General features: G+C 70.0%; 12 protein-coding genes. 6 read left to right on the top strand and 6 right to left on the bottom strand.

What is annotated here, in order from left to right; genetic code table 11:
• The first annotated feature begins 43 nt into the window (after nucleotides 1-43).
• Entirely contained in the window at nucleotides 44-937 is an 894-nt protein-coding gene (locus IAI53_RS05890; protein WP_225433138.1) for a UDP-2,3-diacylglucosamine diphosphatase, read from the top strand.
• Here the strand turns inward: IAI53_RS05890 and IAI53_RS05885 are convergent.
• On the bottom strand, nucleotides 892-2115 hold the full coding sequence (locus IAI53_RS05885; RefSeq protein ID WP_187717191.1) for an MFS transporter: 1224 nt from the start codon (nucleotides 2113-2115) through the stop codon (nucleotides 892-894). The genes IAI53_RS05890 and IAI53_RS05885 overlap by 46 nt on opposite strands.
• 164 nt (nucleotides 2116-2279) lie before the next feature.
• Between IAI53_RS05885 and IAI53_RS05880 the strand changes: the two genes are divergently transcribed.
• From IAI53_RS05880 to IAI53_RS05870, 3 genes are read left to right on the top strand one after another with little or no spacing between them, the layout of a single operon-like run.
• Nucleotides 2280-2747 (top strand): hemerythrin domain-containing protein, encoded by a 468-nt coding sequence (locus IAI53_RS05880; RefSeq protein ID WP_187717190.1) that lies wholly within the window; start codon nucleotides 2280-2282, stop codon nucleotides 2745-2747.
• Complete coding sequence (locus IAI53_RS05875) at nucleotides 2744-2959, top strand: DUF2249 domain-containing protein (RefSeq protein WP_187717189.1); 216 nt, start codon at nucleotides 2744-2746, stop codon at nucleotides 2957-2959. Before IAI53_RS05880 ends, IAI53_RS05875 begins: the two co-directional genes overlap by 4 nt.
• The gene (locus IAI53_RS05870) at nucleotides 2956-4221 is read left to right on the top strand and encodes a hypothetical protein (RefSeq protein WP_187717188.1); all 1266 of its coding nucleotides are present in this window, start codon (nucleotides 2956-2958) and stop codon (nucleotides 4219-4221) included. The genes IAI53_RS05875 and IAI53_RS05870 overlap by 4 nt, the downstream gene beginning before the upstream one ends.
• A 103-nt stretch (nucleotides 4222-4324) precedes the next feature.
• Here IAI53_RS05870 and IAI53_RS05865 read toward each other — a convergent pair whose 3' ends face one another.
• The 4 genes from IAI53_RS05865 to pdsR form a co-directional block, all read right to left on the bottom strand.
• Nucleotides 4325-4873 (bottom strand): YaeQ family protein, encoded by a 549-nt coding sequence (locus tag IAI53_RS05865; RefSeq protein WP_187717187.1) that lies wholly within the window; start codon nucleotides 4871-4873, stop codon nucleotides 4325-4327.
• Nucleotides 4874-4934: 61 nt separating this feature from the next.
• A complete protein-coding gene (locus tag IAI53_RS05860; RefSeq protein WP_187717186.1) occupies nucleotides 4935-6716 on the bottom strand; it encodes an SLC13 family permease in 1782 nt (593 codons plus the stop codon).
• A 153-nt stretch (nucleotides 6717-6869) separates the two neighbouring features.
• Nucleotides 6870-8501, bottom strand: a complete 1632-nt coding sequence (locus tag IAI53_RS05855) for an ATP-binding protein (RefSeq protein ID WP_187717185.1) — start codon at nucleotides 8499-8501, stop codon at nucleotides 6870-6872.
• Nucleotides 8501-9196 carry a proteobacterial dedicated sortase system response regulator gene (gene pdsR / locus IAI53_RS05850; RefSeq protein ID WP_222948172.1) on the bottom strand — a complete coding sequence of 232 codons (696 nt, stop codon included), beginning with the start codon at nucleotides 9194-9196 and terminating at the stop codon, nucleotides 8501-8503. Before pdsR ends, IAI53_RS05855 begins: the two co-directional genes overlap by 1 nt.
• A 198-nt stretch (nucleotides 9197-9394) precedes the next feature.
• Between pdsR and IAI53_RS05845 the strand changes: the two genes are divergently transcribed.
• Together IAI53_RS05845 and IAI53_RS05840 are read left to right on the top strand one after the other, a co-directional pair.
• On the top strand, nucleotides 9395-11569 hold the full coding sequence (locus IAI53_RS05845) for a marine proteobacterial sortase target protein (RefSeq protein ID WP_187717184.1): 2175 nt from the start codon (nucleotides 9395-9397) through the stop codon (nucleotides 11567-11569).
• A gap of 145 nt (nucleotides 11570-11714) precedes the next feature.
• A complete protein-coding gene (locus tag IAI53_RS05840) occupies nucleotides 11715-12446 on the top strand; it encodes a class GN sortase (protein ID WP_187717183.1) in 732 nt (243 codons plus the stop codon).
• Between the two features lie 9 nt (nucleotides 12447-12455).
• On the opposite strand, the gene IAI53_RS05835 is transcribed toward IAI53_RS05840, so the two are convergent.
• Complete coding sequence (locus IAI53_RS05835) at nucleotides 12456-14123, bottom strand: hemerythrin domain-containing protein (RefSeq protein ID WP_187717182.1); 1668 nt, start codon at nucleotides 14121-14123, stop codon at nucleotides 12456-12458.
• Nucleotides 14124-14211 lie beyond the last annotated feature (88 nt).

Below are 14211 nucleotides of genomic sequence, written 5' to 3'. Positions count from 1 at the left end.
CTGTCATCGTGCCGTCACACCGCCGGCCTAGGCTAGCCGGCGTATGAAAACCGTCGATATGTCCGTCGAGCCGCGCCAGGTCCGCTCGATCTTCCTGTCCGACATCCACCTCGGCACCCGCGGCTGCCAGGCCGACCGCCTGCTGGATTTCCTCCGTCACCACGAGGCCGAACACCTCTTCCTGATCGGCGACATCGTGGACTTCTGGGCGATGAGCCGCGGCATCCACTGGACCACCACGCAGAACACCGTGGTGCAGAAGGTGCTGCGCGCCGCGCGCAAGGGCACGCGGGTGGTGTTCGTGCCGGGCAACCACGACGAGGCGCTGCGCGAATACGTCGGCATCACCTTCGGCGACATCCAGCTGGAGCACGACTGGGTCCACCAGGCCGCCGACGGCCGCCGCTACCTGCTGCTGCACGGCGACGAATACGACCAGGTCACCCGCTACCACCGCTGGGTGGCGGTGATCGGAGACGTGGCCTACAACGCACTGGTGCGCATCAACGGCTGGCTGTCGTGGATGCGCCGCCGGTTGGGCATCTCGGGCTACTGGTCGCTGGCCGGCTACGCCAAGCGCAAGGTCAAGACCGCGGTGAACTTCATCTTCGACTTCGAGGATTCGGTGATCCACGGCGCGCGCGAGCGCGGGGTGGACGGCGTGATCTGCGGCCACATCCACTGGGCGGCGCTGCGCGAGGTCGACGGCCTGACCTATGTGAACTGCGGCGACTGGGTCGACAGCTGCACCGCCATCCTCGAACACCTCGACGGCCGCCTGGAGCTGGTGGAATGGCGCGGCCGGCAGACCGCGCCCGCTCCGCTACCGGTGGAAACCGCCGCCGGCAGCGAGGACGAGGCGCTCGCCGCCGCCGACCCGGTGCTGGCGGCTCAGGGCTTCTTCCGCCGCTCGAAGATCGGCAGCAGCGGCAGGTAGCTCGCCGCCTGCAGCGCGATCAGGCCGGCGAAGGCAATCGCCAGCGCACTGGCCCCGCCCCGCCCGGCGCCTTCCAGCAGGTCCAGCGTCACGCCCAGCCCCCACTGCACCGCGAAGGCGCCCATGAAGGCCATCAGGTTCACCGCGGTGCTCACCCGCGCGAACACCTCGCGCGGGAAATAGGCCGAGGCGGCCAGGTAGGCCTGCGAGTTCACCGCCGACAGCGCGCCCAGCAGGAACCACAGCACGGCAATCGGGCCGATCTGCAGGAGGATGCCGAGTTCCACCGCCAGCATGCCGGCGAAGCCTGCCTGCATCAGGTTCACCGGCCGCACGCCGCTGTGCGCCAGGCGGGTGCCGAACAGGCCGATGGTGAGCTGCCCCGCGAGCATGCCGAAGTTGAGCACCAGCAGTTGCGATGCCGCGCCGGCCAGGTCCAGGCCATTCACGGTCATCAGCCAGGGCACCGCCCACAGGCTCTGCAGGGCCATGAAGCCGCCGGTGAAGAAGGCCGCGGAACCGGCGAACCGCAGGAAACCGGCCGAGGCGTAGATCTGCCCCACCGAACGCAGGGCCTGCCCCACGGTGTCGCGGGAGGCGTGCGCGGCCTCGTCCGGCAGCGACAGGAAGATCCACGCCGCAATCGCCGCGGCAATGCCGGCGATGATCCAGAACACCCCGCGCCAGCCGACGAAGGGCAGCATCGCCTCGACCGGCGCGCTGGCGGTCAGCGCGCCCAGCGCACCGGCCGCCATGATGAAGCCGGTCATCGAACTCTGGCGCTCCGGCGGATACCACATGGCAAAGCCCTTCAAGGCACCCATCAGGCAGGCCGACACCCCGAGGCCGATCAGCGCGCGCGCCAGGCCCAGGCCGCCGAGCGATTCGGCCACGGCGAAGGCCGCCGCGCCGAGCGCGGTGAGGATGAGCAGCATCCCCTCCACCCGCCGCGGGCCGAAACGGTCCAGGGCGATCCCGACCGGAATCTGCGCCAGGCCGAAGGCCAGGAAATAGGTGCTGGTCAGCAGCCCCAGATTGGCGGCGGACAAACCGAGTTCGCCGGTCAGTGCGGGCGAGATCACCGCATTGACGGTGCGCAGCAGGTAGGACAGGTAATACCCGAGCGCGAACGGCAGGAAGATCCTGCCCCAGCTCGCGCCGCCGGTTTCGTGCCGCATGGAAAGCTCCCTATCGTCGAAGCGCGGATTCTGCACCACATTGGGGCAATGCCGAACTGCCGAAACCCCGTATGGGCAAACCAATTCAGGCGTTTGACACGTATCAAGGCCGAAGCGTGGACAACTCGGAGAATTGTGCGCACCCCGACAGGAGATCCACAACAATGAGTACGCTCACCGACCTCATGACCCACGACCACCGCCAGTGCGACGAAGCCTTCGCGAGTGCGGAACACCACGTGGGCCGTGGCGAGTGGGAAGCGGCGCGCGCCGCCCTCGGGCTGTTCTCGCGCGCCCTGAACACCCATTTCGGCGCGGAAGAGTCCATTCTCTTTCCCCGTTTCGAGCAGGCCACCGGCATGATGCACGGGCCGACCATGGTGATGCGCGAGGAACACCGCGAACTGCGTGCGGCGCTGGCCCGGCTCGAGCAGGCCATCGACGACCAGGACGCCGACGAGTACACCGGCGAGGCCGAGACCCTGCTGATCCTGATGCAGCAGCACAACATGAAGGAAGAGAACATCCTCTACCCGATGTGCGACCAGCGCCTGCAGTCGCAGCGCGAGGACCTGGCGCTGGCGCTCGGTCGCGAGCTCGCAGCCGGCCATCAGGCTGAGGTGCAAGCATGAGCGACAAGGTCATCGACGCCCGCGGCCTGGAGCCGCCCGAGCCCTTCGAACTGGCAATGGAAGCCCTCGCCGACCTGCCGGAAGGCGAGACCCTGACCCTGCTGCTCGACCGCACGCCCTGGCCGCTGCTGCGCATGCTCGACCGTGACGGCACGCGCTACGAATACGAGGTGCGCGACGACGCGGTCGAAGTGCGCATCGGTGGGCTATGAGCGCCGGCCAGCGCTCGCTCAGCTACGAGGCGACCCCGCCTTTCCACGTTCCGCTCTCGTTCTTCCTCACCGCCGCGCTGTTCGGGCTGGCCGCCGGTGTCTACCTGCTGCTGCAGCCCGAAGCGCTCGCCTCGCGCTGGACGCCGGGCGCCCTCGCCCTCACCCACCTGATCACCGCCGGCTTCATGCTGCTGGTGATGCTGGGCGCCCTGATGCAGATCCTCCCGGTGGTCGCCGGCGCCTGCCTGCCCGCCATCCGGCCCTTGTCGGCGGGCGTGCATGCCCTGGTCAGTAGCGGCGCGATTGCGCTCGCCTGGGGACTGGGGGCTGGCAAGCCGGCGCTGATGCAGGCCGGCGGCGTGCTGCTGGGGCTGGGCGTGCTGCTCTTTCTTGGCGCCGCCGCAATCGGCCTGCGGCGCAGCGCCGCAACACAGAACACCGCCCGCGACCTGCGCATCGCGCTCATCGGCCTTGCCGTCACCGCGGTGCTCGGCATCCTGCTGGTACTCGCCCTGTCCCGCGGCTTGTCGCTGCCGCTGCTGCAACTGACCAACCTGCATGTCGGCTGGGGCTGGCTGGGCTGGGGCGGCGTGCTGATGGCGGCCACCAGCTGGGTGGTCGTGCCGATGTTCCAGATCACGCCCAACTACCCCGGCTGGCTGACCCGCATCTGGGCGCCGCTGGTACTTGCCGTACTGGCCGGCTGGAGCGTGCTGACCCTGGCACGCAAGGCCGGCGCACCAGCGCTGACCCTGGACGTGCTCGCGGTGCTGGCCATGTGCTTCGCGCTCGCCACCTTGCTGCTGATGCGTCGCACCCGCCGGCCGCACCCGGACGCCAGCTTCCGTACCCTGCAGCTGTCCATGGCCTGTGTGCTCGCCGGCGCGGCCTGCGCGATGCTCGCCTCCTGGCTGGACCACGATGCCTGGCCCCTGGCCGCCGGCATCCTGGTGCTGCACGGCGGCTTCGTCAGCGCGATCAGCGCCATGCTCTACAAGATCGTGCCTTTCCTCGCCTGGCTGCATCTGACCCAGGCCAAGGTCAAGGCGCCGAACATGAAGAAGCTACTGCCCGATGTGCCGGTCCGCCGTCAGCTGATGCTGCACGCGGCCACCCTGCCCGCCCTGCTGCTCGCGACCTCGGGCAATGCCTGGGCCGGGCGGCTCGCCGGAGCGATGCTGGTGGCGGAATTCGCCTGGCTGATGGCCAACCTGCTCGGCACCGCGGCGCGTTGGCGCCGTACCATGCTCGGCCACGCGTAGGGTCGGCCTTGGCCGCGATGGCGGCGGTGGTTCCATCGCAGGCCGTATCGCGGCCAAGGCCGCTCCTGCAAGACAGCTGGCGCGGGAAGACTCTGGTATCCGATCAGGCGTGCGCCGTGCCCTGCAGCGTGACGGGCTCGACCTGCACGGTACGCTCGCCGTCGGTCACCCACACCTGGCCGTCCTGGATGGTGAACTGCAGGCGCATCGAGCGTGCGGTCAGCGTCGCCAGCGCCGGTGCGGCCTCCGCCGGCAGGTTGAGCACGGTGAGCTTGTCCTGGCGGGCGAGCTTGTCGCGCACGCCCTGCCACCAGATGTCGGCGGCCCGTCCGTAGCTGACGATCACCACCCGCGCCGCGCGCCCGCAGGCCTTGCGGATCCACTTCTCATCCGGCTGGCCCACGTCGATCCAGCAGCGGATGTCGCCGGTCAGGTCGCGCACCCACAGGTCGGGTTCGTCATCGACACACAGCCCCTTGCCGGAAGCCAGCCCTTCCTCGGCGAACAACGCGAAGGCCAGCAGGCGCACCATCATGCGCTCGTCGGTCTCGGACGGGTGGCGGGCCAGCGTGAGGTTGTGGGTCGCGTAGTAGTTGCGATCCATGTCGGCGATCTGCAACTCCGCCTTGTAGATGGTTGCCTTCAGGGCCATGGGTGGGACCGGGTCGGTTCGCGGGGCCGCCATTCTGGCAGGCCGCCCGCCCCGCGGGCAATCAGAACGGCCAGATCAGCGGAATCACGATCACGCCCACCACCCACATCAACAGGTTCAGCGGGATGCCGATGCGCAGAAAGTCGGTGAAGCGGTAACCGCCGGCGTTGTACACGAAGGTGTTGGTCTGGTAGCCGATGGGGGTGGCGAAGCTCGCGCTGGCGGCGAACATCACCGCCACCACGAAGGGGCGCGGGTCCACGCCGAGATGCTGCGCCAGGCCGATGGCGATGGGCGTGATCAGCACCGCCACCGCGTTGTTGGACAGCAGTTCGGTGAGCACCGAGGTGAACAGGTAGATGAAGGCGAACATCACCAGCGGGCTGGCCCAGGGGGCCGCGGCGGTGACGTTCTCCACGATCAGGCTGACCAGGCCGACCTTGTCCATGGCGATGCTGATCGCCAGCATGCCGAAGATCAGCGACAGGATCTTCCAGTCCACCGCCTTGTAGGCATCCTCCACGTCCAGGCAGTTGGTCACCAGCACCGCGGCGGCGGCGATCAGCGCCAGGCCCTCGATCGGCATCACCTTGAAGGCCGCGAGCACCATCACCGACAGCGTGGCGACGATGGCCACCGGCGCCTTGTCGCGCCGGTAGGCGCGCTCCTGCACGTCGTTGAGGCTGATCAGGTCGCCGTTGTCGGCGAAGCGCTTTATCTGCGCCGGCGTACCCTCGACCAGCATCACGTCGCCGAACTGCAGCTGGAAGTCGTCCAGGTTGCTGCGTACGTTCTCGTCCTGGCGGTGCACCGCCAGCACCGCGATGCCGTAGCGCGCGGTGAGGTCGAGGTCGCGCATCGGACGGTGCACATAGCGCGAGTTGCGGCCGACGATGGCCTCCACCAGCATCACGTCGCGGGTGGCGATGGTCTCGAAGGCGTTGCCGCGCGAGAACTCCAGCTTGCCGGACTCGCGCAGCTCGACCACGTCGCGCACCGTGGTGTGCAGCACCAGGCGGTCGCCCGCAGCCAGCACCGTGGTGTTGGGCGGCTCGGTGATCACCTCGTCGCCGCGGAAGAGCTTGAGCACCTGCAGGCCGGCCTTGCCGTTGAGGTTGGCCTCGGCGATGGTGCGGCCGCTCATCGGTGAGTCGTGCGGCACCAGCAGCTCGCTCATGAAGGTGCGCTCGAGGTCGGGACGCAGCATGCGTGAAAGCGTCTCGCGCGCCGGCAGCAGGCGGCGGCCGAACAGCATTACGAAGATGAAGCCGCTGGCCGCCAGCGCCGAACCGGCCAGGGTGATCTCGAACATGCCGAAGGGCTCCAGGCCCTGCTTGCGCGCCACGCCATCGACCAGGATGTTGGTCGAGGTGCCGATCATGGTCAGCGTGCCGCCGAGGATGGTGGCGTAGGAAAGCGGAATCAGCAGCTTGGACGGCTGGGTGCTGGAACGCCGCGCCAGGGCGATGGCCACCGGGGTGAGAATGGCCACCACCGGGGTGTTGTTGATGAAGGCGGAAATCAGGATGGCCAGCAGCATCAGGCCGCCGAGCAGGCGCACCGGGTTGTCGCCCACCAGCGCGCCCAGCCAGTTGCCCAGCACCTCGACGCAGCCGGTGCGTTCCAGCGCGGCGGAGAGCACGAACATGCAGGCAATGGTCACCGGGGCCGGGTTGGAGAGCACCGACAGCACTTCGGCCGGGGTGAGCAACTGCGCCACCAGCAGGGCGGCGACGCCGGCCGCGACCACCACGTCCGGGCTCCATTTTTCGCGCACGAAGGCCACCAGCACCGCCGCGAGGACGAAGACGACGAACAGCAGCGGCAGGTCTAGGGACGACATCGGGCGTGGACGGATCGGTTGAGGCCGCTACGGTGCGGCGCACAAACGATAACCATCCCGCCTTAGATGGTCCAAGAATGTTTTTCCATTTCCATATAACCGCAATGCTTATAACGGAGATGGTGGCGGGCTCGTCCGACCGCCGCGAACCGCTCAACTCAGCCGCAGCACCGCGCTGAAACACACCCCATCGCCGCCCGGCAGGTTGTGTGCGCTGAGGCTGCCGCCATGGAAGGCGGCAATCATCCGCGCCACGTAGAGGCCGATGCCCAGATGCGGCTCGTCCGAGCTGTCGCGCTTGCGCCCGGAGACCATGGGGTCGAACAGGCGCGCCTGCAAATCGGCCGGCAGCGCCGGGCCGCGATTGATCACCGACAGGGTCGCGGTGGTGAGCTCGAAGCGCAGCACCACACGCACCGGCGTGCCCGGTTCGGCGAAGTCGACCGCGTTGTCCACCAGCTTGTCGAGCATCTGCGCAGCCAGGTCGGGGGCCCCGCGCACCCACACCGGATAGGGCGGCAGGTCGGCCTCGAAGGCGCGCTGCGGATGGGCCATGCGGTAGCCGCCGACGCATTCGGCCACCACCGCACGCAGGTCGAAGCGCTCGGTCTCGGTGCTGGCCAGCGCCTGCTCCAGCCGCGACGCCTCGCTCATGCGCGAGAGGATCTTCGACAGCCGCGACAAGCCGGCCTGCGCGCGCCCCATGTAGGTCTGCGCACCGTCCGGCAGCGCTTCCGCCTGCAGGTTCTCGAGCGAGGAACGCACCACCGCGATCGGCGTGCGCAGCTCATGCGACAGGCGGCTGGCCATGTTCTCCAGGTAGGTGTGATGGCGCGCCAGGCGGTCGAGCAGCGCGGCGAAGCTGCGCGACAGGTCGCCCACCTCGTCGCCGGCGGCCGATGCCGGCAGCGCCGCGGCAATGTGCCCGTGGCCGTCGATGGCGCGCTCGGCCTCGTCGCGCAGGCGGCGGATGCGCGAGGACAGACGGGTGGCGAAGCCCAGCACCAGCACCGCCACCACGCCGAAGCCGCCCAGGGTGAAAAGCAGCAGGCGTTCCAGCGCATGCTGGCGCAGCGACAGTACCGAGTCACTGCGCTCCTCCACCACCACGGCACCCAGCACCCGGCTGCCGCCCCAGATCGGATGCGCCGCGCTCAGCACCAGCGCCCGCCCGTCGGCCGTGGTGCGCAACTGCGCGCCGGGGATGCCGAGCAGGGCGTCATGCACCTCGCGCCCGCGGGTCGGCGTCCAGTCGGCCCCAATGCGTTCGCCCGGCGCCGGCACGATGCGGGCCACCAGCGCGCGCCATACGCGGCGCCAGGCCGGTTCGGCGAGGGTATCGGACTGCGGTTCGGCTTCCAGGCTGCCGGCCAGCGCCAGCACCCGCAGGTCACGGCTGACCAAGCTGATCCGCGAGCTGCTGCGCTGCACGCCGCGCAGGATGGCCTGCACCTCCTCCACCGCGCGCCGTTCGGCCACCGGGTCGGCCAGCGGCACATGTTCGATGTCGACCACTTCCTCGCCGGGCAGCAGGGATTCATCGACCGCCACCCGCGAGCTCGGCGTCCATTCCTGCATGCCCAACAGCTGCGGGCGTTCGTGCAGCGCGGTGGCCACCGCGCGGGCGGTGCCGATCAGCGCCTGCTGCTGGCCTTCGACCAGAAAGGCCTCCATCTCGGCGACGTAGCGGTAGCCCACCCACGGCAGCGCGAGCAGCGGCAGGGCCAGCAGCGCGAGCTTGGCGCGCAGGCTGATGCGCCAGCGCGGCACGGCGGTTTCAGTCATCAGGCCGCCTTCCAGCGGTAGCCCATGCCGTACACGCTCTCGATGGCGTCGAAGCCGGCATCGACCGCGGCGAACTTGCGGCGGATGCGCTTGACGTGCGAGGTGATGGTGCCGTCGTCCACCAGGCGGGCGTCGTGCATCAGCTGGTCGCGGCTCTTCACGTGGCCGGGGGTCTTGGCCAGGGTGTGCACCATCCAGAATTCGGTGAGCGTGAGATCCACCGGCTGCCCGCGCCATTGCGCGGAAAGGCGCATCGCGTCCAGGCGCAGCGGCCCGCGTTCGATGACGTCCTCCTGGGGCTGCGCGTCGGCCAGCGCGTCGATGCGGCGGAACAGCGCCGCAATCCGCGCCAGCAGGTGGGGCATGGAGATGTCCTTGGTGAGGTAGTCGTCCGCCCCCAGGCGCAGGCCGGAGACCACGTCGAAGTCCGAATCGCGCGCGGTCAGGAAGATGATGGGCAGGCGCTTCGACAGCGCGCGCAGTTCGCTGCACAGCGTGAAGCCGCCCTCGGGCTCGTCGCCCAGGCCGATGTCGACCACCGCCAGGTCAGGCAGGCGTTCGCGGAAGGCGGCCAGCGCCTGCGGGCGGTCGGCGTACGCGGCCACCTCGTAGCCCTGGCGGGCCAGGGCCTCGGCGTAGTTGGCGCGGATGGCGGCTTCGTCCTCGACGATGGCGATGCGGCGTCCCATATGCATTGTCGCTGTTGATCCGGGGCCGACTATAGCACCGCGCCCCGGCTGCACAGCCTCCGCCGCCGGGCTGCGGCGCAAGAGCCATTTTCCTGCCACATTTCGCCCGCGCTTCTCCCCTTTTGCCGCCGAAAGCCGACCGCTTGCGGCGCTCAAATGCCAACACCGGCAGATGCCCCGGCCAACGCAAAGGGAGAACAAGCAATGAATACCACCACCGCCGCCCGCGGCCCCGCCCCGGCCCCCGGCCGCCACCACGCGGTCGAGATCGCCGCCCTCTTCGTCCGCATCCTCGCCGGCGGGCTGGGGGTGGCGCTGGCGCTCGCCGCCCTGGTGCTGCTGCTCGCCGCGCCGGCGCATGCGGTCGAGATGCGGGCCGTGCCGATGCGCCCCGCCGAGGCCGGCCAGGGCACGCTGCTGATGCGCACCGAGGATGGCGCCACCTTTGCGCTGCCCACCCTCGCCACCGAGGTAACGATCCGCGTCAACGGCCCGTTGGCCCGCGCCCGCGTGATGCAGACCTTCCGCAACCCGGGCAGCGACTGGCTGGAAGGCGTCTACGTATTCCCGCTGCCGGAGAACGCGGCGGTCGACCGCCTGCGCATGCGCGTGGGCGAGCGCCTCATCGAAGGCGAGATCCGCGAACGCGAGGAAGCTCGCGCGACCTTCGAACAGGCCCGTGCCAAAGGCCAGCGCGCGGCGCTGGTCGAGCAGGAGCGGCCCAACATGTTCACCACCAGCGTGGCCAACATCGCCCCCGACGCCGAGATCCGGGTGGAGATCGAGTACCAGCAGACGCTGGACTACCAGCTGGTCGATGAGGCCGGGCGCTACAGCCTGCGCTTCCCTATGGTGGTCGGCCCGCGCTACATCCCCGGCACGCCCGACGGCGAGCGCAGCGCCGGCCACGGCACCGTGGCGCCCACCACCGTAGTGCCGGACGCCCACCGCATCACCCCGCCGGTGCTGCACCCGTCGGCCGGCCCGATCAACCCGGTGAGCCTGCGCGTGGAACTCGATGCCGGCGTGCCGCTGGCCGCGGTGGACAGCCCCTACCACGCGGTGCGCGTCGAGGCGCCGCATGCCCACCGCCGCGTGGTGGAACTGGCCGAAGGCAGCACCCCGGCCAACCGCGACTTCGAACTGGTGTGGACGCTGGCCGCCGGCGCCGCGCCGCAGGTGGCGCTGTTCAGCGAGCCCGGCAAGGATCTCGACTACGCCCTGCTGATGCTGATGCTGATGCCGCCGCAACTGCGCGCCGACGAACAACCGCTGCCGCGCGAGGTGGTCTTCATCCTCGACACCTCGGGCTCGATGGAGGGCACGTCCATCGTGCAGGCGCGCGAAGCGCTTGCCCTGGCGCTGCGCCGGCTGAACCCGGCCGACCGCTTCAACATCATCGAATTCAACTCCGAGGCCTATGCCCTCTTCCCGACCGCCCAGCCGGCCAGCCGCGACGCGGTCGATCACGCCGCGCGCTGGGTGCGCAGCCTGCAGGCGCGCGGCGGCACCGAGATGAAGAAGGCGCTGGAGATGGCGCTGGACGGCAGCGAGCGCGCCGGTCGCGTGCGCCAGGTGATCTTCCTCACCGACGGCGCAGTGGGCAACGAAGAGGCGCTGTTCCGCCTGATCGAGGAGCGCCTGGGCGATTCGCGCCTGTTCACCGTCGGCATCGGCTCGGCGCCCAACAGCCACTTCATGCGTCAGGCGGCCGCTGCCGGGCGCGGCAGCTTCACCTACATCGGCAAGCTCGACGAGGTGCAGGAGCGCATGTCGGCGCTGTTCGCCAAGCTCGAATCCCCGGTGATGAAGGGCATCGAACTGTCCTGGGCGGACGGCAGCGCGCTGGAAACCTGGCCGCGCCGCGTGCCCGACCTGTATGCCGGCGAGCCGGTCATGGTGGTGGCCGCGCTGCGCAAGGGCGGCGGATCGCTGCGCGTCGCCGGTAGCGGACGCGGGGTCGAATGGAGCGCCGGAATTCCGCTCGCCGAAGCCTCGCCCGCCACCGGTGTCGGCGTGCTGTGGGCGCGCCAGAAGATCGCCGCCCTGATGGACGAGCTGCGCGCCGGCACGCCGGAAGCCGACATCCGCCCGGCGGTCGTCGAGCTCGCCCTGGAGCACCACCTGGTGAGCCGCTACACCAGCCTGGTCGCGGTGGACAAGACCCCTGCCCGTCCGGCCGGCGAGGCGCTGCACGGCGGCGCCATGCCCACCAACTTGCCAGATGGCTGGCGCCACGAAGCGGTGTTCGGTCAGCTGCCCATGGGCGCCACCGATGCACGGCTGAACCTGCTGCTCGGCACCCTGGCCCTGCTCGCCTGCGCCCTGCTGTGGTCCGCCCAGCGCCGCGGCCGCAGTTCCTTTGCCCTTTCCGCCTGAACGAACGGACAGGATGACGATCGCCCCGAATCATGAAAGTCGGGCTGTCCGTTCCCCTCACCCCCAACCCCTCTCCCACAAGTGGGCGAGGGGAGCAGACGGAGTCTGCTACGCGACTTTCACATCAACCACAAGGAGTCCCGACATGAGATCCCTGCAAGCCTGCCATCACTGCAACAGCAAGGACTTTCTCGGCGTGGAATGCGCCTGGCCGGCCGCGGCCTGCCTCGGCCCCGCGCTGGCGCGCACGCGCCGCCAGCAGTGGCGCACCCGCGTGCTGCGCACCGCCGCCGCGCTCGCCCTGGCCGCCGGGCTGTGGCAGTTCGGCCAGGCCGGCTACATCCACGCCAAGGCCTGGCTCGCACAGGTGCTGATCGGCCAGGCCTGGGCGGAAACCCAGGCCGGCGCCACGCAGGTCAAGCCCTGGCCGTGGGCCGATACCTGGCCGGTGGCCCGCCTGCGCGCGCCGGGCCAGGGTGTGGACCTCTTTGTCCTGGCCGGGGCCGACGGACGCACCATCGCCTTCGGTCCGGGGCACATGTACGGCACCGCGCTACCGGGCGAGGACGGCAACAGCGTGCTCGGCGCGCATCGCGACACCCATTTCGCCTTCCTGCAGTGGCTGGAGGACGGCAGCGAACTGGAGATCGAGACGGCCGCCGGCGAGACCCTGCACTACCGGGTCGCCGACACGAGGGTGGTGGACAAGAACGACCTCAGCCCGCTCGCCCAGCCGCGCGATGGCCGCCAGCTCACCCTGGTGACCTGCTGGCCCTTCGATGCGCTGCAGGCCGGCGGTCCCTTGCGCTACGTGGTCACCGCGGTGAGCGCCGACGATCCGCGGCGGCCGCGCCGCGCAGCGCTCACCAGCCTGTGAGGCCCTGCGCTATACGCGATCCTCGGCCAACTCGCCGTCGCGAAAGCGCAGCAGGCGCTCGCGGTCGGGGATGGTCACGTAGCGGCGGGTGATGGTGATCAGGCCGTTGTCGGTCAGCTGCTGGAAGGCACGCGACAGCGTGGGCGGGCTGATGTTGAGATAGGAGGCGATCACCTGTTTCTGCGCCGGCAGCTGAGCCTCGATGACGCCGTGCGCGTTGACCTGCGCATGCGCCAGCAGGTGGTCGATGATGCGCTCCATGGCGGTGTGCAGCGTGAGGGCTTCGATCTCGCCGGTGAGCCGCTGCACGCGGCGCCCCAGGTGGGCCACCACCGCTTCCGAGAAGGCCGGGCTGGAGGCCTGCACGCGGCGCACCGCGTCGGCCGGCACCAGCAGGACCACGGACGTACTGAGGCTCTGCGCATGCACCGCCGCCGGCCGCCGGGTGAGCACCTCCACCTCGGCGAAGACATCCGGCGGATCGAGGATGTCCAGCACCTTCTCGATGCCGCGGCTGTTGGAGGCCGCCAGGCTCACCTGGCCGCTGATGACGATGTAGATGCCGGCGGGTTCGTCGCCCTTGTGGAACAGCACCTGGCCCTTGCGCAGGCGGATCAGGCGGGCCGAGCGTTCCAGGATCTGCAGCTCGTCGCGGTTGAGCACGCCGAACAGCGGATGGCGCGAGAACACGGTGCGTCCGGCCAGCGTGGCGCGGCTGCGCCCACGTGCCTCGCGCCCCTCGGCTGCCGCGTCACGGACGGCCTCTTCCGGGTGGCCGGCCTTGCGGCTGCCGCTTCGCAGGTCCTGCGGCACGAACACCACCAGAATGGCCATGCGCCCCTGCAGGACCAGATGGGTGACGCGCGCCTGCACCGGGTGCAGCTCGCCGACGGCGTCGACGCAGTCGATCTCGCCCTCGAAGGCGCCGTGCATCAGCACCTCGCTCATCATCACCGGGAGGCGCTGGGCCTGGTTTTCGCCGAAGAGCGCATCGCTGGCGCGGCCCGCGAGGCGCTCGGCCGGTGAGCCGAACAGCTCGCCGGCCGCGGCGTTGGCATGGAGCACGGTGGCCGGCAGCAGGCTGGCATCTAGCGCCATGACCAGCGTGGGCGCGGTGCCCTCGGTGATCATCTCCAGCACGTCGGCCTCGCTGGCGTGCAGCGTGGCGCTGCCCAGGGCGAGCACATCGGCGAACTGGCGGGTCAGGCCGGTGGCGCCCACGCCGCCGCCGACCGCCCCTTCGGCATGCATGCCCGGTCCTTCGGGGTGGGCCGCGCGCAGCCGGCGGGCCAGGCCCTGGTCCTCGCCCTGGATGTGGCGGATCAGCCAGTCGGCCAGGAAGGCGAGCAGCTGCCGCCCGTCGGGCACCGCGTCGTCGGACAGGTCGTCGACCATGTCGCCGACGTGGGCCAGGAAGCGCGCGTGGTTGGCGTGGTGGTCCTGCGCGTAGCCGGGCGGCAGGCCGCACAGGGCCATCAAGGCCTCTTCGGTGCCGAAATGGACCTCGGCGTAGTCCTTGAGGTAACCGAGCAGCAGCCGTACTTCGTCGGCGCTCAATGCTGCGTCGGCTTCGAGCCGGATCGCGGTGGCATTGACCATGTCGACCAGGCCACGGTGCTGGCGGTCGATCACGTCGATACCGGTGCGCAGCGCGTCGCTCCACGCCAGTTGTTCCATTCGCATCACCTCTGGGATGTTCGGGCGCACGGCAGGCCGTTTCGCCGCCTTGCGCAATGGCGGAATTCTCGCCAAGCCGGCAGCGGAT

It is taken from the genome of Thauera sedimentorum (assembly GCF_014489115.1).
Lineage (GTDB): Bacteria > Pseudomonadota > Gammaproteobacteria > Burkholderiales > Rhodocyclaceae > Pseudothauera > Pseudothauera sedimentorum.
The sequence above is the reverse complement of the archived record's forward strand: the minus strand, read 5'-3'. Positions and strand labels throughout refer to the sequence as shown.

What these genes read in the sequence shown, in the direction of transcription:
- IAI53_RS05890 (WP_225433138.1), top strand. Translation starts at nt 44, where the DNA reads ATGAAAACCGTCGATATGTCCGTCGAGCCGCGCCAGGTCCGCTCGATC.
- IAI53_RS05885 (WP_187717191.1), bottom strand. Translation starts at nt 2,115, where the DNA reads ATGCGGCACGAAACCGGCGGCGCGAGCTGGGGCAGGATCTTCCTGCCG.
- IAI53_RS05880 (WP_187717190.1), top strand. Translation starts at nt 2,280, where the DNA reads ATGAGTACGCTCACCGACCTCATGACCCACGACCACCGCCAGTGCGAC.
- IAI53_RS05875 (WP_187717189.1), top strand. Translation starts at nt 2,744, where the DNA reads ATGAGCGACAAGGTCATCGACGCCCGCGGCCTGGAGCCGCCCGAGCCC.
- IAI53_RS05870 (WP_187717188.1), top strand. Translation starts at nt 2,956, where the DNA reads ATGAGCGCCGGCCAGCGCTCGCTCAGCTACGAGGCGACCCCGCCTTTC.
- IAI53_RS05865 (WP_187717187.1), bottom strand. Translation starts at nt 4,873, where the DNA reads ATGGCCCTGAAGGCAACCATCTACAAGGCGGAGTTGCAGATCGCCGAC.
- IAI53_RS05860 (WP_187717186.1), bottom strand. Translation starts at nt 6,716, where the DNA reads ATGTCGTCCCTAGACCTGCCGCTGCTGTTCGTCGTCTTCGTCCTCGCG.
- IAI53_RS05855 (WP_187717185.1), bottom strand. Translation starts at nt 8,501, where the DNA reads ATGACTGAAACCGCCGTGCCGCGCTGGCGCATCAGCCTGCGCGCCAAG.
- pdsR (WP_222948172.1), bottom strand. Translation starts at nt 9,196, where the DNA reads ATGCATATGGGACGCCGCATCGCCATCGTCGAGGACGAAGCCGCCATC.
- IAI53_RS05845 (WP_187717184.1), top strand. Translation starts at nt 9,395, where the DNA reads ATGAATACCACCACCGCCGCCCGCGGCCCCGCCCCGGCCCCCGGCCGC.
- IAI53_RS05840 (WP_187717183.1), top strand. Translation starts at nt 11,715, where the DNA reads ATGAGATCCCTGCAAGCCTGCCATCACTGCAACAGCAAGGACTTTCTC.
- IAI53_RS05835 (WP_187717182.1), bottom strand. Translation starts at nt 14,123, where the DNA reads ATGGAACAACTGGCGTGGAGCGACGCGCTGCGCACCGGTATCGACGTG.